Annotated in this window: 26 protein-coding genes; 3 read left to right on the forward strand and 23 right to left on the reverse strand. The window is 28.3% G+C overall.

Going from position 1 to position 21961, the window contains the following annotated elements; all coding sequences use genetic code 11:
- Positions 1-414: 414 nt before the first annotated feature.
- From B3W71_RS11900 to B3W71_RS11970, 15 genes are all read right to left on the reverse strand, one after another.
- Positions 415-1611 carry a D-alanyl-D-alanine carboxypeptidase family protein gene (locus B3W71_RS11900; protein ID WP_346889145.1) on the reverse strand — a complete coding sequence of 399 codons (1197 nt, stop codon included), beginning with the start codon at positions 1609-1611 and terminating at the stop codon, positions 415-417.
- 219 nt (positions 1612-1830) lie between these two features.
- Entirely contained in the window at positions 1831-3135 is a 1305-nt protein-coding gene (locus tag B3W71_RS11905; protein WP_346889146.1) for a pyrimidine-nucleoside phosphorylase, read from the reverse strand.
- A 56-nt stretch (positions 3136-3191) separates the two neighbouring features.
- On the reverse strand, positions 3192-4007 hold the full coding sequence (locus B3W71_RS11910) for a purine-nucleoside phosphorylase (RefSeq protein ID WP_346889147.1): 816 nt from the start codon (positions 4005-4007) through the stop codon (positions 3192-3194).
- Between the two features lie 236 nt (positions 4008-4243).
- On the reverse strand, positions 4244-5416 hold the full coding sequence (locus B3W71_RS11915; protein WP_346889148.1) for a phosphopentomutase: 1173 nt from the start codon (positions 5414-5416) through the stop codon (positions 4244-4246).
- A 195-nt stretch (positions 5417-5611) separates the two neighbouring features.
- Positions 5612-5833, reverse strand: a complete 222-nt coding sequence (locus B3W71_RS11920; RefSeq protein ID WP_346889149.1) for a hypothetical protein — start codon at positions 5831-5833, stop codon at positions 5612-5614.
- Positions 5834-5836: 3 nt separating this feature from the next.
- Positions 5837-6478: a stage II sporulation protein M gene (gene spoIIM / locus B3W71_RS11925; RefSeq protein WP_346889150.1), complete on the reverse strand. Its 642-nt coding sequence runs from the start codon at positions 6476-6478 to the stop codon at positions 5837-5839.
- Between the two features lie 95 nt (positions 6479-6573).
- Positions 6574-7092, reverse strand: coding sequence for an NUDIX hydrolase (locus B3W71_RS11930; protein ID WP_346889151.1), 519 nt, complete (start codon positions 7090-7092; stop codon positions 6574-6576).
- A gap of 69 nt (positions 7093-7161) precedes the next feature.
- Positions 7162-7611: a GNAT family N-acetyltransferase gene (locus tag B3W71_RS11935; RefSeq protein WP_346889152.1), complete on the reverse strand. Its 450-nt coding sequence runs from the start codon at positions 7609-7611 to the stop codon at positions 7162-7164.
- A 677-nt stretch (positions 7612-8288) separates the two neighbouring features.
- Entirely contained in the window at positions 8289-8492 is a 204-nt protein-coding gene (locus B3W71_RS11940) for a hypothetical protein (RefSeq protein ID WP_346889153.1), read from the reverse strand.
- A 108-nt stretch (positions 8493-8600) separates the two neighbouring features.
- The gene (locus tag B3W71_RS11945; RefSeq protein WP_346889154.1) at positions 8601-8984 is read right to left on the reverse strand and encodes a DUF3888 domain-containing protein; all 384 of its coding nucleotides are present in this window, start codon (positions 8982-8984) and stop codon (positions 8601-8603) included.
- Between the two features lie 495 nt (positions 8985-9479).
- Positions 9480-9737, reverse strand: coding sequence for a hypothetical protein (locus B3W71_RS11950; protein WP_346889155.1), 258 nt, complete (start codon positions 9735-9737; stop codon positions 9480-9482).
- 249 nt (positions 9738-9986) lie between these two features.
- Positions 9987-10169, reverse strand: coding sequence for a hypothetical protein (locus B3W71_RS11955; protein ID WP_346889156.1), 183 nt, complete (start codon positions 10167-10169; stop codon positions 9987-9989).
- 76 nt (positions 10170-10245) lie between these two features.
- The gene (locus tag B3W71_RS11960; protein WP_346889157.1) at positions 10246-10734 is read right to left on the reverse strand and encodes a hypothetical protein; all 489 of its coding nucleotides are present in this window, start codon (positions 10732-10734) and stop codon (positions 10246-10248) included.
- A 235-nt stretch (positions 10735-10969) separates the two neighbouring features.
- A complete protein-coding gene (locus B3W71_RS11965; RefSeq protein ID WP_346889158.1) occupies positions 10970-11260 on the reverse strand; it encodes a hypothetical protein in 291 nt (96 codons plus the stop codon).
- 56 nt (positions 11261-11316) lie between these two features.
- Entirely contained in the window at positions 11317-11472 is a 156-nt protein-coding gene (locus tag B3W71_RS11970) for a hypothetical protein (protein ID WP_346889159.1), read from the reverse strand.
- 212 nt (positions 11473-11684) lie between these two features.
- Here B3W71_RS11970 and B3W71_RS11975 point away from each other — a divergent pair, with 212 nt between their 5' ends.
- Together B3W71_RS11975 and B3W71_RS11980 are read left to right on the forward strand one after the other, a co-directional pair.
- On the forward strand, positions 11685-11891 hold the full coding sequence (locus tag B3W71_RS11975; RefSeq protein WP_346889160.1) for a helix-turn-helix transcriptional regulator: 207 nt from the start codon (positions 11685-11687) through the stop codon (positions 11889-11891).
- A gap of 115 nt (positions 11892-12006) precedes the next feature.
- The gene (locus B3W71_RS11980; RefSeq protein WP_346889161.1) at positions 12007-12633 is read left to right on the forward strand and encodes a restriction endonuclease; all 627 of its coding nucleotides are present in this window, start codon (positions 12007-12009) and stop codon (positions 12631-12633) included.
- A 66-nt stretch (positions 12634-12699) separates the two neighbouring features.
- Here the strand turns inward: B3W71_RS11980 and B3W71_RS11985 are convergent, their stop codons facing one another.
- The gene (locus B3W71_RS11985; RefSeq protein WP_346889162.1) at positions 12700-13053 is read right to left on the reverse strand and encodes a hypothetical protein; all 354 of its coding nucleotides are present in this window, start codon (positions 13051-13053) and stop codon (positions 12700-12702) included.
- A gap of 257 nt (positions 13054-13310) precedes the next feature.
- Here B3W71_RS11985 and B3W71_RS11990 point away from each other — a divergent pair, with 257 nt between their 5' ends.
- Positions 13311-13595, forward strand: a complete 285-nt coding sequence (locus tag B3W71_RS11990; RefSeq protein ID WP_346889163.1) for a hypothetical protein — start codon at positions 13311-13313, stop codon at positions 13593-13595.
- A 120-nt stretch (positions 13596-13715) separates the two neighbouring features.
- On the opposite strand, the gene B3W71_RS11995 is transcribed toward B3W71_RS11990, so the two are convergent.
- The 7 genes from B3W71_RS11995 to B3W71_RS12025 all read right to left on the reverse strand — a co-directional run bounded on the left by B3W71_RS11995 (position 13716) and on the right by B3W71_RS12025 (position 21949).
- Positions 13716-14330 carry a hypothetical protein gene (locus B3W71_RS11995; RefSeq protein WP_346889164.1) on the reverse strand — a complete coding sequence of 205 codons (615 nt, stop codon included), beginning with the start codon at positions 14328-14330 and terminating at the stop codon, positions 13716-13718.
- Entirely contained in the window at positions 14306-14524 is a 219-nt protein-coding gene (locus B3W71_RS12000) for a hypothetical protein (protein WP_346889165.1), read from the reverse strand. The genes B3W71_RS11995 and B3W71_RS12000 overlap by 25 nt, the downstream gene beginning before the upstream one ends.
- Before the next feature lie 40 nt (positions 14525-14564).
- Positions 14565-15833 (reverse strand): DUF4041 domain-containing protein, encoded by a 1269-nt coding sequence (locus tag B3W71_RS12005; protein WP_346889166.1) that lies wholly within the window; start codon positions 15831-15833, stop codon positions 14565-14567.
- A gap of 706 nt (positions 15834-16539) precedes the next feature.
- On the reverse strand, positions 16540-17541 hold the full coding sequence (locus B3W71_RS12010; protein WP_346889167.1) for a tyrosine-type recombinase/integrase: 1002 nt from the start codon (positions 17539-17541) through the stop codon (positions 16540-16542).
- A 372-nt stretch (positions 17542-17913) separates the two neighbouring features.
- A complete protein-coding gene (locus B3W71_RS12015; RefSeq protein WP_346889168.1) occupies positions 17914-18357 on the reverse strand; it encodes a hypothetical protein in 444 nt (147 codons plus the stop codon).
- Between the two features lie 282 nt (positions 18358-18639).
- Positions 18640-19134, reverse strand: a complete 495-nt coding sequence (locus B3W71_RS12020) for a hypothetical protein (protein ID WP_346889169.1) — start codon at positions 19132-19134, stop codon at positions 18640-18642.
- Positions 19135-19315: 181 nt separating this feature from the next.
- Positions 19316-21949 carry a hypothetical protein gene (locus B3W71_RS12025; RefSeq protein WP_346889170.1) on the reverse strand — a complete coding sequence of 878 codons (2634 nt, stop codon included), beginning with the start codon at positions 21947-21949 and terminating at the stop codon, positions 19316-19318.
- Between the last annotated feature and the right edge of the window lie 12 nt (positions 21950-21961).

Below are 21961 nucleotides of genomic sequence, written 5' to 3' on the forward strand. Positions count from 1 at the left end.
GAACATATAAAATTTTCATAAAAAGAATTAGGTATATTTCCTTTAAGTAATATATTCAATTATACTTATGTCATTTTAGCATTTTAAAAAGTTATAAAGAGAACTATTTAAATATTTAACATTTTAAAATGTTGCTTTATTCATTAGGGATTAATGGTATTCATCCTTCATATCTTTTAAAAATGTGGAGTATTTAAAGTGTCACCCGTAGTGCTTTTAAGTAGCAGATTAATTCATATAAATTACTTTAACTTATTTTTAGACAAAAAATTCCTCTAAAAATTTTAGAGGAATTTTTTATATCAGCCTTATACATTTGGGGTTGTATATTATAACTGATAACCATAGCATTTAACTGAACTTTAAATTTACTTTTACAGATATATTTTATACAGATATTCTATTTTTTATTCTTTATATTGAATGATCAAAAATATTTGAGAACATATCCTTAACATTTTTAAAGAACTGTGATTGTTTTACTTCTCTATCACTATATAATTCTACTTTTCCTAGTAATTCATCTCCATTATAAACTTCACAGTATCCAACTATATCACCTGCATTTATTTTCTTTTGCTCATGATTAACACTTATCTTTTTAGTTAATTCTTCCTCAGCACCCTTTTCTATAGTTATCTTTAAATCATCCTTTGCCTTTGCTATGTAGAAAGAATCACCTTTTTTGTTTAATGGTATTTGTTGTGCATCTTCATCTTTAGCTAATATGATTTTACTTTGATATTTGGAAAATCCAAAATCCATAAGTTTACTTGCATCTGCATTCCTTTGTTTATAAGAAGGTGCTCCCATTATTACTGTAAGCATTCTTACATTATCTCTAGTTGCTGTAGCAGATATACAATACATAGCTTCTTGTGTAAATCCTGTCTTTAGTCCATCACAACCTTTATAAAATCTCACTAATTTATTATGGTTAACTAACTCAATTGGTGTTTTTCTTCCTTCTGATATAGTTTCCATATATATAGAAGAATAATTTAAAATAGTTGGATGTTTTAGAAGTTCTCTGGACATTATAGAAATATCTTTAGCTGTACTTAAATGTCCTGGTGCGCTAAGCCCTGTGGCATTTTCGAAATGAGTATTAGTCATGCCAAGTTCTTTGGCTCTTTCATTCATCTTTACTACAAAAGCTTCTTCACTGCCCTCTAAGAACTCTGACATAGCAACTGCCGCATCATTTCCTGATGCTATACCTATACCCTTTAGAATTTCTTCTACTGTTCTCACTTCTCCAGTATCCAATATCATACTACTTCCACCCATAGATTTAACTTTTTCGCTACAAACTATTTTATCCTTAAGAGTTATTCTTCCATCATCTATAGCTTCCATAGCAAGTAACATGGTCATTATTTTAGTAACAGAAGCAGGTGCAAATTGTTGATCTGCATTCTTTTCATAAATGACTTTTCCTGAATTAGGTTCTAATAGTATTACTGATTTTGCTTGTGGTTCAAACCCTATTATATTATCTGCAGGCTCACTTTTTATTTCATCATCAGCAAAAGCTGTTGGAAGTATTATCGCCTGCAATGAAAGTATTACGGATAATAATAGAGTCAAAATAAATTTATTCTTTTTCATAACCGACCTCCAAAACAATTATTTTGAGGTTATTTTTACCTCAATCTAAAAAATTATCCTAGAAATTTAGAAATTTTATTTTCTAAATCCTTTCCTAATTAGAGTTCCCTAAAATAGAATTTATATCCTTAAGCTGTAGAAATTACTTTACAGAAATAAAAATAAGCTGAATCTAAGTAATTCTAGAGATTACTTAGATTCAGCTTCCTTTAATAAATATTAACTAATTACTTCATGTATTAGTGGTATGTCATTTTTATATCCTTCAACTATTTCGTAGTTCTTTAAGATGTCTATCTTAGCTTTTTCAATAAGGCCCTCATTATTACTATGAACATAAGCTATAGTGTCACCTTTCTCTACTTTATCACCACGTTTTTTATTTAAAACTATTCCTACTGCTAAATCTATTTCACTTTCCTTAGTAGCTCTTCCTGCTCCAAGCTCCATGGCAACTATTCCTAGATTTTCAGCATGAATTTTTTTAACTACACCACTATTATCTGCGATTACTGGTACTACATACTTAGCTTTAGGAAATAGGTCTGTATTATCTATACACTCTATATCTCCACCTTGTGCTTTAACAAATTCCTTAAGCTTTTCTATAGCTACTCCTGAAGTTATAGTTTCTTTTAACATAGCTTCAGCTTCTTCTGCAGTGTCTGCCTTTCCTGCTAACATTACCATACGACTTCCTAGCGCTAAAGAAAGATTTAATAAATCCTCAGGACCATTACCTTTTAACGTATTTATAGCTTCTTCTACTTCTAAAACATTACCAATTGCAAGTCCTAGTGGTTGATCCATATCAGAAATTACAGCTATAGTATTACGTCCAATATGTTTTCCTATAGAAACCATTTCTGTAGCTAATTCTTTAGCAGATTCCGTATTTTTCATGAAAGCTCCATCTCCAACTTTAACATCTAAAACTATAGCGTCGGCTCCTGAAGCTATTTTTTTACTCATAATACTAGATGCAATTAAAGAAACATTGTCAACTGTTGCTGTAACATCTCTTAATGCATATAACTTTTTATCAGCTGGTGCTAAGTCTCCAGTCTGACCTCCCACTGCTATTTTAATGGTATTAACGTTATCAATAAATTTTTCTGTAGGCATTTCCACGGAAAAACCTTTAAATGACTCTAACTTATCTATAGTTCCACCCGTATGCCCTAATCCCCTACCTGACATTTTAGCTACTGGTATTCCAAGGGCTGCTACCATAGGTGTAAGTACTAAAGTTGTAGTATCTCCCACTCCTCCTGTACTGTGCTTATCTACCTTAACCCCTTTAATTTCACTTAAGTCTAGTATATCTCCAGAATGTACCATGGCCATAGTTAAATCTGAGGTTTCTCTTTTATTCATTTTTTGAAAATATATAGCCATTAAAAGAGCAGATACTTGATAATCTGGAATCTCTTCCTTTGTATAGTTCTCTACAAAGTAATTTATCTCTTCTGTAGAAAGCTCTCCACCATTTCTCTTTTTTAGAATTAAATCATACATTCTCATAACAATACCCCGCTTTATACCTTTATATTTAATTTAAGTCATGAAATGGCCAACTATTATAGTTTTCTAACTATTCCTTTAACTAAAGAAACAAATTTTGATTTTACTTTAGCAGAAGTTTCTATTACTTCTTCATGGTTTAAAGGCTGATCTAATATTCCAGCTGCCATGTTAGTTATACATGAAATTCCTAGTATTCTAAGTCCACAGTGATTTGCTGCAGTAACTTCTGGAACTGTTGACATTCCTACCGCATCAGCACCTAATATTCTTGCCATTCTTACCTCTGCTGGTGTCTCATAGGTTGGACCTGTGAACATCATGTATACACCTTCTTTTAACTCTATATCAAGAGATGTTCCCACTTCTTTAGCTAATTTTAAATACTCTCTATCATAAGCTGTAGACATATCCGGGAATCTTGGTCCTATTTCTTCTTCATTTTTACCTATAAGTGGATTTGTACCTGCAAAATTTATATGATCTGTAATCATCATTAAATCTCCTGGCACAAAGCTAGTATTAACTCCACCACAAGCATTAGTTACTATTAAAGATTTAACCCCTATATATTTCATAATGTGTATTGGAAGTGCCAATACACTCATAGGATGGCCTTCATAATAATGGAACCTACCTTGCATCATAATAACTTTTTTACCTTCTAAAGTACCACATACAAATTGTCCTGCATGACCATGTACTGTAGACACTGGAAGATTAGGCACTTCTGAATATTTTATTACTACTCTATCTTCTACTTTATCAGCCATATCTCCAAGACCAGATCCTAATATAATACCTACTTCTGGTTCAAAACTTAACTTAGATTTTATATAATCTACACTCTCACTAATTACTTTAATATCCATTAAAATTTCTCCTTTACTTCATGTGTTTCATAATTTTTATTTAGTTATATTATTTGCTTGCTAATTTATTTTTTGTTTGACTAGTTAGTTAAATTAATATTATTAATAACAAATTACAATATATTATTCCCTTTTAGCAATTCATATATTGTAATTTGTTTATTAAGAATTTTATTCCCCATATTAGTCTTATATTTTTAATCATATAAGATTTTTCGTGAAATTTAGATTTTTAACTATATAATTAAATCCTTAAAACTCTTTCCTACTAAATCATTTTCAATATCAAGTAGATCTAATATAGTTTTACCCATATCGCAGAATCCATTTCTAGTACCTAGATTTATATCTTCTTTAAGATTTTTTCCATATACAAGCACAGGTACATATTCTCTTGAGTGATCTGTACCTTCAGTAGTTGGATCACACCCATGATCTGCAGTAATGATTAGTACATCATTATCTCCTAAAGCTTCTTTAAGTTCTGGTAGCCTATCATCAAATTCCTCTAGAGCTTTAGCGTATCCTTCTACATCATTTCTATGCCCAAACTTCATATCAAAATCTACTAAGTTTGTAAATATGAATCCTTTAGAATGAGACTTCATCATCTGTAAAGTCTTATCCACTCCATCCATATTGTCCTTTATAGATACGGATTCTGTAACACCTTTTCCTGTAAATATATCTTTAATTTTACCTACAGCTGCCACAGTTAGCCCAGCTTCACTTACATACTCTAAAGCAGTTTTATTAAAAGGCTCTAGAGCATAATCATGTCTATTAGCTGTTCTTACAAATTCTCCTTTTTTCATCCCTTTAAAAGGTCTAGCAATTACTCTGCCTACCATTTTATCTCCAACTAACATTTCTCTTGCAATTTCGCACATTTTATATAATTCCTCTAAAGGTATTATATCTTCATTAGCCGCGATCTGAAATACGCTATCTGCAGAAGTGTAAATTATAGGATATCCAGTTTTTATATGCTCTTCACCTAATTCTTCAATAATAGCTGTACCTGAAGCAACTACATTTCCTAAAGTTTTTCTGCCTATCTTAGCTTCAAATTCATCCATTATTTCTTTTGGAAAACCATTGGGATAAGTTTGAAGAGGTGTTTCTAAAATTACTCCTGCCATTTCCCAATGCCCTGTAATAGTATCCTTTCCTTTTGAAAGCTCACTACATCTTCCATATATTCCTTCTGGGTTTTCACATTTGATAAGGTTTTCCACGCCTTCTATTGAGCCTATTCCCAAAGCCTCTAAGTTTGGAATCGAAAAACCTTTAACATTTTTTGCTATATTATCTAAAGTGTTACTACCCTTGTCTCCATAAAGCTCTGCATCTGGAAGTTCCCCAATGCCCACACTGTCTAGCACAACTAAAACTACTTTTCTATCCATGATATACTTCCTTTCTTCTTAGTCACTAATATATATTATATTTTACCACAGATGCTTAAAAATATATAACTAAATAAAATAAATTATGTATCACTACTAAATTTACATGAATTTTAGCAGTGGCACATAATTTAATAGTACATGATTATTTAAATATGTCAATTTGTAAGTTAAAATTTTATATCTATTCTTCCTTTATCTCAATATAGAATTAAATATATACATATAATTATATAATATCTCTAAGGGCTTTATCAGTTGTCCACCTACTAAAATACTATTTTCATAAGTCCCAGGCTGATTGTAAAAATGATTTAGCACATGATCTAATATATTAGGTAAAACTCCCCCCATAACAAATATTATTATGAAGCACTCTGCATATATAATTAAGAATTTTCTAATGTCATCCCTCATACTTTATGCTCCTAATCCCTTTAAAGCAAAATTAATAAGTATAGGTGTAATAAAAGACTCAAATAAAAATCCAATAAACATAACTCCAGTTGTAATTAAAAACATAATTGTATAACTTCTTACTGAATTATTACCACTAGGTGAATATTTTTTTGTAAACTTTTCTTTTACTATACATATAGAAAATTCAATAGATAGTACGGATAAAAATATTAAACATGGTATATATATAAGATTTTGTGGTAAAACCCCTAAAAGTGATAGTAATAATCCTTTTTCTTTTAAGCCATATATAAAAAAACTAAAGGTAAATCCAAGAGAAAAACCTTTATAAATATTAAGCAAAATTATTATTGGAAGTCCTACTACAGTTAACCCCAAAAACCAAAATCCAATTATAATCGGTAAATTATTTTTTAAAGCTCCCATTAATATGTCTTTATTAGATAATCCATCTAAGGTTGATGATGAACCAAAAGCAGTTATATAGTTAATTAAGGTATTCTTGTCCACATCTCCCATATACTTAACACAATAAAGTCCTAGAATCATTCCAGTGGCCATAAATAATATTGTTAGTAAATACATCCAAATATTTTCATAAAAATGTTTATTAAAACTATCTATTAAGCTTCTAAATGTCATACATATTCCCCCTTAGTTTATTTAATAACTAGTTTATACCTATGCCTCAACTAAGGAGAATATTCCATTCACTTAAAATTTACCTATTACTCACTTTACAAATATGATAGTGCTGCAATAGTTTTTCCGTCTATAATTTCCCCACTTTTAACCATCTTTTTAATATCATCTATATTATATGATTTTACATTTATAAATTCGTCCTCATCTCTATTTACTTCACCTTTATATAATTCTGTAGCCTTATATAAATATATATATTCATCAGTAAATCCAGGAGCAGTTACTACCTTACCTAAGTAGTCGAAATTTTTGGCCTTATATCCAGTTTCCTCTTCTAGCTCTCGAATACCACAAAGTTTGATATCTTCTCCCTTTTCTATTTTCCCAGCTGGTATTTCTAAGATTATTTCATCTATAGATTTTCTAAATTGTTCTACCATAAGTACAGTATTAGAATCTAGATAAGCCACTATAGCAACTGCTCCAGGATGCTCTACAAGCTCTCTATAACCAATTTTGCCATTGGGTAGCTCCACTTGTTGGACTTTTAAATTTATTACTTGTCCTTTAAACTTATATTCTTCGCTGATGGTTTTTTCAAAAAGTTTCATACTTATCTCTCCTTATAAATTTAGGCTGTGTTTTAAAACAGTGTTGAAAATATATCAATAAATTAGTATCTATAATACCTTTATCATTACTTTTTCTCCATTGATGTCCAACTCCCCATTAAATTGAAAGCCAAATTTTTGATATAAATGCAGAGCTCGCTTATTATCTTCGTAAAGACTTAAATAAATTTCATTACAATTATATATCTTAATAAGGTGCGTAATTAATGCCTCTAACATGATATTTCCGAGTCCTTTTCCTTGAAAATGCTCATCGATTAAATATCTGTCCAACCATACGCGACCACTTTTTTCCTCCCGAGGAAAAAATCCATACATTGCAAACCCAACTATACTCCCATCCTTATAAAGCCCTGCTGGTCGATAGCAATTACATTCTATGGCATCTTTCAGACATTGTTTTGTAGACTCCACATATGATTTTTGTGATTCACTTACATGCAAAGATAAAACTTCTTTCAAGTTTTCTGATGTAACCTCTCTAATTTCGATATTCATCCTTTATCTTTAGTGAGAGAATGTATCATAAGTACCAAACTCCCACTAAAGCTCACCTTCTTTCTATGTATAACATGTTGATAATTCGTTATATAAAACAAGTATATATTAAATTATACTGTATCTATATACCAATTATAATATGAATTGCAATATAATGTACATAATTTAAAAAAGCAACTATTGAGTCACTCATATTAATTTTGAAATATATACATAAAAATAACAACATTCTTTCAGAAAATAATTATATTTATTCCAGCTTTTAATTACTAGTTGAGAATAATCGATATTCTAGATGTCTTTATGTTTTTATATTCTTGTCCCCTTAATCCATTGGTACTAATAGGTTTGAACCTCCTAGATGAATCAGTATTTTTATATGATTTATATTAAGCGTGAAATATATTTACATAAAAGATAACTTTTGAATCTATGTATAACAAAAATAAGTTTCAAATAATTATCATGATACACAGAAAGTCAACTTTTCATATCCTCTGTTTCAGTAAATGGATTATAATTACATCTTATTAACTCATTAATTTTATAAGTAGTAATATCTTTACTATTTTTAATTTCTAAGACACTTCTATTAACCAAATCAATTATAATGCTTCTAAACTGGTCATTTACATTTCCTTTTCCACTCTTAGCAGTCAAACCACAAGTAGTTATTATGTCTTCAATCGAAAATCAAATTCTTTCTTATCTTTAGTTATACGGCCTGCTACAGTATCTTCCAAATTCTCAGATTCACTTATTTCTACTGGTGTGTATAATAGCGGCTCATGGTTATACTTTTTAATAACCTTTCTCATTTTTTTAATTTCATTAGCCATTAATTTTTTTAATAATAATTGTCTTTCCTGTTTATTCATTTACATCTCTCCTTCGATATATCTCGTGTAGCCTAAGCCAAACGTACTGTATTTATTTATTTTGTACATAGACTACATATAAACAATGTAGTCTATAATTAAGCTAATTTAATATGGTTTCTTTATTATGTGTTGCCAGTTCCAAGGCAGTGGATAACTCTTAATGTGTTCAAATTCTTTAATCTCAACTGAACCAAATGCTCCAGTTTCAATTATCATCCTATCATCACCAACAGTATTAATTGGCCCAACAAATGGGTGTGCTATAACTTCTAATTCGATTAAATATCCACTTCCATATTTTCTTTTAGCACTTACTATATCTACACTATATGGAAAAACTATTGGCAATTCTGTCAAGTAATCTTTATAATAATTATTTATTTCTTTTTGTATATGTGGAATAAGTAATGAGATAGACACGTCTCGATATATTGCCTCTTTTGAATTTTCAGGTGGTTCAGATATCTTTTGGCTATTTAGCTTTTTCAAAGCAATCACCTTCCATTATTTTATATTCCTTCATATAATTTATCTCTAATACCTCTAATATGTTCATATTTAATTCCCCTAGTTATGTCTTATTTTTCTCCCTCTCATAATTGTTACTTTTAGTTAATAAGTAGTATATAAATATTTTATAATACACAAATAAAGCCATTGTAATAATAGGCTTAAAAAAGACTTTACATAGTTTTAGGTATAATTATTTTGTTAATCTAAAATACACAAATAAAAACTCTTATATTAAATTTTCTAAGAACTATTAAAAAAATTATTGGAATTAATTTGGCACGACAAATGTGCCTTTCTCATAAAATGACCCCTAAATATAATCCACAAATGATTATATTTTTAATATGTATATACTTAATTATATCATATATTAACATTTATTCCAATATAATATATCACAAATATATACAATTGGAATAAATGTTAACTACTCTTTTTAAATTTAATTTAAAATTGATTAATTTACTATAACTATTTTTCTCTCATCAGCAAGACATATTTACCATTTTCCATATCTTCTTTTACTTTTATAAATATTGTTTTTGACTTTTTATTCCCACCAAAAATATATTCTCCAGACTGACCTAGCTTTAATGTAGGTTCTATGGTGCTTGTATTTATACCACCCATATTAAATATTGAATCAATTGCATTCTCTACTCCATGATAAGATAAATCATCTACATAAGCCACCTTAGATTCTTCTTTTAATAATTTTACATACTTCATACTTATCTCTCCTTATACTATTTTATGTACATACTTGTACACATCCTTATTTACTTTTATATTATATAAAGTTAATATAATTAGTACACGTTATCTATATATTTTCATATGTTTAAATGTTATAGATTCTTTTTTTTGCTTTTCATAACATTTACATATTCCATCACTTTCTTCACTTAAAATTTGGAATTTAATTTGATTCATCAAACCACTATTATTATCTTTTCATAAATAAAGATAAGATTTATTTTAAAATCCATACTTAATTATTTGAATTAATTTTTCTAAATTCTCATATTTATCACTTGCTAAAATTTTATAATCACTAATATCTATTATTGCATATTCAGATGAAAAGGTATTTTCAACTATAATACATTTAATCCCTTTATCGGTTGTAAATTTAAATCCTTTATACTCATGTTCTTTCATCTTATTCACCTCTCTAAATATATTTAATTATATCATTTATATATTTCTTATCTGTTAAAGCTATCTACTAATTATTCTACTTTAGTATATAATTTCCTTTTATTTTACTATTAACACTTAATATTTTACAAAGTTCTTCTAGTATCATGTCATCTTTAGGTGGCTTGGACTGCTCTTGCTTAAGTTTTTGTTCCAGTGATTTAGCTTTGTTCTTTTCTTCAATTAATTGCTCTTTTAACGTTATGTATGCTTTATTAATAGATAATTTCTCATCATCTAGTTGTTGAATTAATTCTTCTGGTGCATTGTTATATATGTATTGTGCTTTTCTATATGTTTCTCCTGAACCAATATCTAAATCTTTGGCTATTTTATCTCTTGTATTCCCTATACTACCCTCTGCAAAATCTTGCATAGGGTTAATCATTCTTTCTCTGGCAATTTTACTATATTCCTTTTTTAACTCTTCAGCCCACTTCGCATTTTTACTAAAACTAAAATCCTTTCTATTTTCATTCTCAGATATCTCTAGTTTTAATTGATGTAAAGCATCTTGTACTGTCATCACTCTAACTTCAATTTGATTATATTTTATTTTTATTTAAGTATGTAGTTTTTAATTATAATGTCGATAGTATATATGTAAGTATAAATTCGCTTTATTATGTAATTTGACATTATATGTTGCTTGTATGGCAGAGTAGATGTTTCGGCATCTACTTTTTTATTAGTATCAACCTTTGACAAGTTTTGGTCAAGGGGTGATTAGTCGACACCCCTTTTTTATTTTTTTGAAGTAATTATAAAACTGTTAGCATGTAATTATCTAAATATAATGTATCTAAGTCACATTCATCCTCTTCTACATTGCTTACTGGTATATCTATTTTATTTTCTATGTCACCTATATGTATGGCCAATCCATTATTATTACTCCAATAGTAATTAAACCCTCGCTCAAATACTATTACATTATCTTCATCATTCTTATTAACTAGCACTACGTTATTCTCTTCAACATCTGCATTAGCAAAGAAACAATTGACAGTTTCCTTAATCTCGTTGATTTTTCTAGTTACATTTTTATTCATTTTTTATATCCTCCCTATTTTTAATTGTGGTGCAAACTTACACCATTACTTGATTTTTAATATCCCCATTTCTCTTCAGCGAATATGTCCCAGGTGTCCCAACTCTTTTTCAAGTTATTTCTCTTTAAGAACTCTTCGTATTCTCTTTCGTTTCTTAATGCCATTTCTAGCATTATATATTCTTGTCTCATTTCTTCTAAGTTTACAATCACTTTACCATCCCCCTTGTGTGTTAAAACAGGCCGTTTGAAACGATATTTAATTTATTATCATATGTTTTATTTAAGTTATTTATCTTATAGTTTTAGTATATCTCAAGATAGTGTATTTGTAAATAACATATTGAAAATATTTTTATTTTTTTACATTACCTTGAAATATATTATTTACAAGTATGATATAATATATTTAGGAGGTGTATATAGTGATAAAATTTAGACTAGCAGAATTACTAGAAGAAAAAAACGTAAGTAGATATAAGCTTTCAAAGGAAACTAAAATAGCTGACAATGCTTTAAAGAAAATCTGCAATAATGAAACTTCATCTATAAGCCTAGGAAACTTGGAAAAGATATGTAATTTTTTAGATTGCACAATTTCTGAATTTATGATAATTGTGGATGGAGACTAAGGCCGTACCAAGGGGTATGGCCTTTTTTATTGTATAATAGCCTATTAAATGTTCATATTGGAACGAATAATTTTATAAAAAACTACTATACTAAAGATTAAGGTAGGTGAACATCATGAGTAAATATAAAATATACAAACCTTTTAGTATGAAAAGAAGAATTAAAAGCTATTTAAATCCTTGCAATATATTATTTACTTTATTTATGTGGATATTAATGGCATCAATAAGTTTGTTGAAAGCAATTATAAAAGTTATTGTCTATGATATTAAATACATCTACAACCTAATTCATTTTAGAAAAATCAATTATTCTCATAGACAAATAGAACGGATGATTAGAGAGATGTCACCTAGAGAATTTGAAGTTTTTATATCTGAACTATACAAAAATATGGGATATGTTGTTGAACTCACTCCTGAAACCTGTGATGGTGGCAAGGATATTATTTTATATGATAAAAACGAAAGTATGATTTATGTTGAATGTAAACATTTTGCTGAAAACAACTATGTCGGAAGGGAAATATGCCAGAAGTTGATTGGTAGCATAACTATTGATGGTGCTGATAGTGGTGTTATTGTTTGCACTGGTAAATTCCATAAAAATGCATGGGAAGTATACTCTAAAATAGATAATTTAGAGCTGATTGATATGAGAGGTATAATGAAATTAGTTAGAGAAGTAGATGTTCATAATCTACCTAGAATATTTATGAAAACATTAGATTTAAGAATATAAAAAGATATAGGATATAGTATAAAATACTAACTATCCTATATCTATATTTAATTTATGACACCCTTATTAAAATAAATCATCAAATAATCCTTCTAATTCTGAGGCAGTAAATGATGTTTTTATATTACTTGTTTCTTTTATAGAATTTGATGAATTGTTGTTGATGTTTATATGAGTTCTTTTTATTTCCTCTGCTTTTTCTTCATTACTTTCATCTACATCCGCAATATCTATTAAATTTAAATATACTTCCATAAAATTTTCTTTGATATTATAGGTACTATGTTCATATAAATAAAAAAATATCTCATTTCCTCTTCTTATTTGTATTTCTGCGTGTTCAATGGGAAAGATGCTTAAAATCTCTGTGTTTTCTGTTGTGTATAAAACCTCTCTATCACTTATTAATCTTATTTTCATCACTCTACCTCCTATTTATTTGCATTTTATTATATTATATCATAGATGTAATATTTTTCCACATGATTACTATAGATGAATAAGAATAATTTTATTGTAATTAGATTCCATTTACTACATCTTAAAATAATACTAGTGGTTTTGAGTGCAAATATAAAAACTCCCATGACATTCAATCTTAAAACCATATTCTTATAGTTATATTTATATAGACCTTAGAATAAATATATTTATATAATTATTTAGGAGGTATTACAATGAATGATAATAAAGAATATACAGAGAAGTTAAAACTTCTTTTAAAAAAAGAAAATGATGATTGGACTAGAAACGATACACTCAAAGCTATTGATTACTTAAATGGACTATTTTATGACTTTGAATTTAAATATAATAATTTAGATAAAGAAGAACTTGTATACGGTCTTAGGAAACTATCTGATATATTCTACGGATTTAGTCAAAATGGAGATAATGGAGTTCAATGGGAATTTAAGAGTGCTATTATAGGGTTTTGCAGAAGGTTAAAAATTTTACAATAATAAAAAAGGACTACCTAATTTGGTAATCCTACTTAAAATAAAATTTCTATTATTATAAAAATTATAATCTTTTAGGGCTATTCACCCTTTCAATGACCTTTTAACTATATAAATCATTAACTACACTTTTAATGTATCTTTAATACTAGATATAGAACACAACCTAAATTTGGCACGTTCTTGTGAATCAATATTTTCAATCTCTTCTGCTAATATCTCTAATGTTTTAATAGATTTACTTGCTACCTTTGTTAAGTTATCATCTTTGGATTCAACTTTTTCCAAAAAATCTTCAATATTACTCATCTCTATTGGTGTTGACTTATTATGTACTATAGAATTTCTACATTGAATCAATTCTTTTAATCGACAATATCCTTCTCCACTTTTGTCAATACTTTTACCTGTTATCATCTTAGGAATTATCACCCACTTACTAATGATATCCAATTTATCTAAGTGGTCTTTCATAATATTATCTCCTAACCTTCTTGCCCCATAATCATATATATATGATTCAACAGCTAATGCTGAAAATACTATTATACTTAAAATATATTTATTTTGCTCTGTTTCTATCATAGACTTTTCATAAGATATATATTGATAATTTTCTTCCGTCAACTTGATTCCATCGTACTTTTTTAACTCTTCATTGCACTTATTTAACAATTCACTATCTCTTCTTGCAATTGCTGTAAAATCGGAACCTAGACCCATTCTAGCTGAACACATAAAACTCCCCCTAATATTTGTAATTGTAATATAATACTAACATAGTTTAAAATATTAGTATATATACTCACATACGCCTCTGTAGCCTTTTGTGTAAGACTCTTAATCTTATCCCTACCTATTTCATTAAAGAACTTTTCTTGCTCTTCCTGTGGCATTTTAGCCCATATTTTATAACCTACAGTTACTTTCATAGAACTAGATTCTATTAGAGATTGTGTTTATTTATAAAAACTATTTTGATTTTAGTTTTAAAGATTCTCTATATTGTTCAGCTTCAACAGTATTCTTAAACTCAACAGTTTTGTCGTAATTTGATTTTATAACTTCTTTGATTTCATCTAAAGTAACATTAAAGAATTCCTTTCTTTTATTTATCATGTTTACTTTCTTACTATCAAAAGCCTTATGTAAAGCGTTTTCTAACGCAGGAGCATCTTCTGTAAAAATCATGGCATGTACATCAAAATTGAATGGTACAGAAGCACTTCCTAATTCATCTATTCTTTCCTGGGGATTAAGCCTACGAGTCATACCTATTTTATAAATATTCTCACCAAAAGCACCGATATTAGATATAACATATATATAACCCGCCTTTTGATTGCTCTGCCTATAGTCTACATCTTTTAACTCATCACTTAATTGACTTATTTTACTCTCAATATCATTTTGCTTTAATAATAGATTATTCCTTTCTTCGTCTGATAAATTGTTGTTATTTAATTGTTTAGTTATATCATTCAAAGCATTATTAAAATGAGTTAAATCTTTTGTAATATTCTTCTTTGCTTCTTCTAATTCTTTTTGAAGTTTAGCCTCTTCTTTTAATCGTTCTCTTAGCTGTTTTTGCTCTTCTTTTTCTTCTTGTTTCTTGACTTGATATTCATAAGCTAAATTTAGCTCTTCTATTTTTAAATCTAAAAATTCACGAGTTAATTCTACTCTATTGGTTTCGTTAATTTTGTTTAAATCATCAAAAGATTTTTCTATTCTCTTTTTGATACTTTCGATATTATTAAACTTAACCTTTTCTACAACACTTTCGCATTCTACATTAAATGTTCTGATTATTTGTTTAATGTTATCATTTGTCATTTTTCTACCTTTGGCTGTACTTCCATCAATCGTCCAACCATCAAAATACTCAACAGCACTTTTATTTCTAATCATAGTTTTTTGTAAATCTCTTATGTTTTTAAGTCTTTCTTTATATTGTTCTGAATTAGCAAAATCATATAACGGTTCATACAAACCAAAACTTTGCATTAACAGTTCATCATTAAGAATAATTATTTGCTTTTGTATATTTTCTAAATCATTTTGTAGGTTAAGTTTGTTTTGCTCCATATCAGCTAGCTCTTTTTCTAAATCTGTCTTTTGTATTTGGAATTTTTCAATACAATTAAGTCCTGACATTTCCCTTAACTGTTCGTTATCTTCCTTTAATCGTGCATATTCTTCTTTTAATCGTTCTAATTCTTTATTTTTAAACAATGACATATCATCACTCCTCTTACATTATATTATTATAATAACATATAAAGTATATTAATTTTACTTAAGGCAATTATTTTACTAATCACTAAGTTCTTTTTATTATGTTTATGATAATGTTTAAATAAAACTCTTGACTTTACTCACCGAAGGCTTCATTGTTTGGGAACGATGAGTTACTGAAGTGATATAGTTATTTTACCTACATCTATAAAAAATAATTATAGACATAAGTAAAATAACTATTAATTTGTTTGGTTTACGATTGAGAACTTTGCTTAGTACTTCTATGTTACTGCTTAATGCACATTAGTTTTACCAATATAAATCTATCCATATTGTTTTATTTATTACTAATGTTTACCCACCCCTTAGAGTGCTAGATTTCCTTCAAGCCGTTGTTTATAGGTTATTGGTCGCCTTCACCTCTCATAATATTACTACCTTACACTTAAACACATAGAAGGGCATATAAGCGAATAATATTATGGCTATTTTATTGCATCGGCATAGCTAACCCATGAACTTATTTAGAGTTGTTTCAAAGCTTGTGCAACTAACTTATCACTAAAAAAGTGTATAAGAAATAAAGCTCTTGCAACTATAATTTTTTTGAATTATAATTTATAGTAACTAGAGTAGAGTTGCAAGGCTCTATAAAACAATATTAAATTTTCCAAAGGGTGAGTACTGCGAATACTTGCCCTTTATTTTATTTCAGGTTCATTAATGGACTATAATTTTTATACTTTCTTCTCAAATCTTCGTTTTGTAAATCTAAATAAGCCGCCTCTGTTATAGTTACAAAACTATGACCTAATATTTTACTCAATATAACTAATGGCATACCACTCAACAAACATCTCCTAGCAAAATTATTTCTTAGTCCATGCGGTGTAATATTTTTATTAATAGAACTTCTTTTTAGATATATTTTAAAATTTCTTTCAAAATTTGATATAGATAAATTTGTACTTCTCTGTGTGGGAAATAATAATTCATTCTCAACATAGTTGTCCTTAAACTTTAGCCATCGCTGAAAAATCTTTGACATTTTATCAGAATAAAAAACAACTCTATCCTTTTTACCTTTATTAATCTCAGCAGGAATTAAAATAGTTCTTCGCATGATATCGACATCATCAATTGTAAGATTTAATGTTTCATTTAACCTCATTCCAGTATCGAATATTAAGTTAACTATTGTATAATCCCTAAATTCACTGTATTTTGTACAATCTATAGATTTAATCAGCTTATTAAATTCTGCATCTGTTAATTGTTCCTTAGCTTTTCTTTCTACTTTAATAGACTTACATTCATGAATATTACTATTTTTTACAATATTATTATCCTCAAGGTAAGTGAAAAAAGCTTTAATATTTCTAAGATAACTATTCAAGGTACTATTAGATATTGGCTTGTTAATATCACTCCTCATATCCATATAATTTTTATTAAGAGTATCTATACTGGATGTATAAGAGTATTTTCCTCTTTCTTTTGTAAACTTTAAATATTCTTCAACTACATTTTTATCAACCTTTTTTATGTCTGTTATCTGCTTCTCCTCTTCCAAGTATTTTGCAAATAGCAATAAAGTTTGAGAATAGGATTTAATAGTTTTGTTACTTAGATTTTTATAATTACAATATTCTAAGTAGTCAAATATAATATCATTTAATTCTTTAGTTCTCTTCGTAATTCTAGGCAAAATAAAAGCACCTCCATTATATTGATTTCTAACCAATATATTAAAGGTGTTTTAACAATCTGATTAACTGTTATTAAATTGTAAAATTATGAGTGTCGTTTAGTAATTAGTCGGCTTATCTTTTTCATGAAACACTTGATATCACTATTCTAGCCCACTTTATTTTTAAGTCTTAATTTATCTGCTACCATTGCAATAAATTCACTATTAGTTGGTTTACTCATATAAAGCAATACTATCTAAAGCTAGTAATACACTCATTTGTTAAAATATAACAACATATATTTTCTTCTAAATTGATAGGTTTAAGTAAAAAATATTTATAGGTGTAATCATATAGATTTATTTACATTTTGTCAATATTAACAATAATTAACTTGCCCTTTTTCTAACTGGTCTATAAAGTCGTTCTTCCCTATCTCCCCTAATATATCTCATTTCTAATGTTTCTCTTTTTATACCAGTAATATTACTCAATTCAGTTAATGTGACACTCTTACCTTCATAATCTATATAAATAGTACAAACTTTGTTGTTTGCTTGTATATTTTTATTTACCCATCTACAATTATCAGGTTGATAGTTACCATTTACATCAATTCTATCAATACTGAACGTTTCCTCATATCCATTAGCATATGCCCAATTATGAAAGTTTAAATAGTTATTTCTCCACTCATCACATACCTTTATACCTCTAGTACCATAATTATAATAATCTTTATTATTAGGATTATAACAACGTTGTTTCATCATAACCCATCTTCCATATAACTTAGTCTTTTTGGCTAAGCCATGCTTATTCTTAATGTTCATAAACCTAGTTCCTCCTAAAAAATTTTCTTCTAAGTATTATCCGAATTAGCTTCCTCTACACGTAAATCAAAAGCTCAAATCAAATCACCAATAAAATTCAACTTTTAATTAGGTAACCACTAGGTATTTACTTGATTTAAACGCTCTCTTTTAGTTTTAATATTTTTAGAATTTGTTTATTTTATATTAATTTACAACTTAATATTTTATCTAAAATCAAAAAAGAGAGAGAACTCTCAAGTTTCTCTCTTTCACAATTCTTTTTATGAAAATATTTTACTACTAAAAATAACTTTGTGCTTTAATTTCATCAACATTATCAATATTATCTACCAATACTCCACTTGTGCCTTGTGCAATAGGAGGTGCTCCATAAATCTTAATGTGAGCATTTATTAAATCTCTTTCTATTGCTTTTCTTTCATCATTTGTAACATCACCTACATCATATATATCCAATGAAAGCTTAATCCCATTCCAATAATATTTATGTAATGTATAATTTATATTTCTTCCCCTTGTACCATATTCACTTGATGCTATATGTTGACTAAACCTTAATCCAGTAGGTTGCTTATGTTTACAACTTTCTCCAATATACAATACTTTACCCTCTTTATTTGGATATGGTATTTTCGAATCAACTAGACTATAAATATAAATGACATTTACAGATGGTGCAATATAACTACTATCAGTTCTGTCTTTCAATTTTTCTAATATATTCCTATTATTATCTGTTTTATATTGAAACTCATAATGATACTTATTGCTCATGTACCTTCTCCTTCGTAACTACATAATAAGCTTGTCTATTTCTTTATTGTTCATCTACATTTTCTGATAAATCACCACCTCTTTTTACTTTCCCATAATTTTCATAATATTATTTTAGCCTAAATTCATAAAAAAAATAAAGGATATATAACTAAATCAATAGTCATATATCTCTTAACTTCTAATATGCTAATCCAGCTAATCTATTATTTCTTCTACTTAAATTAGAAATCTCTTTCTCCATAAATTTTGCAGTGCCCTTTGCTATTGTTCTAGCATCAAGATTAATGGTATTTTCAACAACTGTAGTTCTTTCTGATAATAAAACTTCTAACACCTTAGTAAGAATACTATTTTGCTTATTCATAGAAGTTAATAGCTCACTATTATAAGATTCTACTGTAGCTTTTCCACCTCTGATAAAATCATTAACACCTTCTGCCCTTGGAGTTCTAGCATTATAATATTGACCACTTAATGCTATATTAGTAAACTCTTGTGCTCCTGAAGTATCTAAGTTAACTCCTAAGTCTAAACTCTTACCTTCAAATGGATTAATTTTTGATATAAATCCACCTACTTTATCTCCAACACTACCAAGCCAATCAAATAAACTTTTAATTCTATCAATTACCCATTGAATCGGAGTTAACACAAACTCCATAGCTGATGTTACTGACTCCTTAAAGCTATCCATATAAGGTAGAACTTTATCTATAACTCCACCTATAACTACTGATAGAGCATCCCATACTGGCTTCAAAATATTATCCCATACACTTTTAATTCCTTCAAAAACAACACCACAAGTATCTAATAATGAAGATATTATTGGTCTTAAAGCATCAATTATTCCTTCTATAACTACTTTGATAATATTCCATAATGGTTTTCCTACATTCTGCCACATAGTATTCATTGAATCAATAACTGAGTTGAATACTTCAGCTATTTGTGGTGCATATTCCTTGAACCAATCAACAACCATTCCTACAACTTCAACAATGAATCCAAAAATCGGTTTCCCTACTGAATCCCAAATCGTAGCTAATAAATCACATACTATTTGAAATGCAGTTGAAATTCCAGGCATACACTGAGCTATAAAGTTAACAACAACCTCTATAAGTTCTCCTATTGATGTAAACAAAGGCTGAATAACTGTATCATATATTGATTGCATAGTCATCCAAATTGAAGCAAACCCTTCTTTTATAGGATCTAAATTCTCATAGAATGATTGCTTAAGATTAGCAAACGCTTCTTTAATACCTTCAAAGTTTGACTTAACTGCACCCACTAATAATATTATTACTGCTATAACACCTAGAATAACTCCTATAACTGGTAATATTGAAGCAGTAAAGAAAGCTCCAAATCCTCCAGCAGTTGCAATTGCAGTTGATAATGCTCCAAAAGCTCCAACAATAGAACCTATTGAAGAAATTAATATTCCTAGTACCACAATGATAGGTGGTATTATCATAGCAATTACTGAAAACATAACCACTGTTTTCTTTGTCTTTTCATCCATTTTTCCTAACTTAGTCACAAAGTCAGTAAATTTAGAAAGTAAAGGTTCTAAAATAGGTAGTAATACTTCACCAAATATTTTAGATAAGTTTTTAAGTGTTGCTTGTAATCTTCTTATACTATTTGCCCATCCATCATTTGTTTTCTCAAAATCTCCTGAAGCAATATTAGTTTTCTCTAAGAAGTATTGAACCCCCATTAAAGACTTCTCTTCTTGGTCAAGTTCCTTCCAAACCTTTCCTATGCTACTAGCATAATCTTCTAATATTCCAACGTTCATTAGAACACCATAGTTATCTGCAACTGCATAGTTTCCTTTTAAAATACTTTGAATATCTTCTTGAACCTTATCTTGATTAGCATTGAAGAATGAAGTTAAATCTGAACTTCTTTTAACTAATGTATCAGTTAGTTTAGATAATTCTTCTTTTGAAATTTTAGTATTTCCCTGAAGCATTGCTCCAAATGAACTCATTGATTTATAATAAGCTTCCTCACTTAAACCATGAGAATTTACTAATTCATTATTATAGCCAACTAATTTCTTAGTAGCATCACCATAAATAGATTCAAGTACATTTAGGCTTTCACCTATGTTAGAAAAAGAGTCTACACCTGCACTTGCCACACCTAATAATGGTGCAGTTACTGCTAAAGTTAATTTAGTACCAAAACCTTTGAGTTTATCTCCTACTGAGCTAATTTTACTTCCTACATCTGAAAGCTTTTGACCAACCTTATCAAAACTCATAGTTTTCAATGATTGTTCTGTATCTTCTATTTCTGCTTTAAACTTTCTCATATCAGCTTCAGTATTATTAAGCTCAGTTCCTAAATTAACCAATTTATTATCTGCTGAAATTACTGCTCTTTCTTTAGCTTGTAAACTTTTTTCTGCTTCCTTTAATTCTTTTGATAAAGATTTTACTTCTTTAGAGTTTTCTCCATAAGTAGCTTTTGCTTTCTCAAGATCTGAAGCTAAACTAGCAACTTTCTGCTTTTGATTTTCATAAGCCTGATTGCTTGTTTTTAATACTTCTTCAGCTTCTTTCATTTGCTTCTTGAGTATTTCTACTTTTTGTGATTGATCTTTTAATTGTTCGCCTAATGAAGATATTTTAGCCTTAGCTCCTTCAGTAGTCTTTTCAAAATCTTTAATACCTGCACCAGCTTTATCAAACTCACTTTTAGTATTTTTGATATTAACATTTAAGCTTTTTAATTGACTTTCTGCCGATCCAACATTAATTCCTATTTTTACTTCTAACTCTCTACTTGCCATTTGCTTTTATCT

It is taken from the genome of Clostridium sp. UBA1056 (genome assembly GCA_002316385.1).
Lineage (GTDB): Bacteria > Bacillota > Clostridia > Clostridiales > Clostridiaceae > Clostridium_J.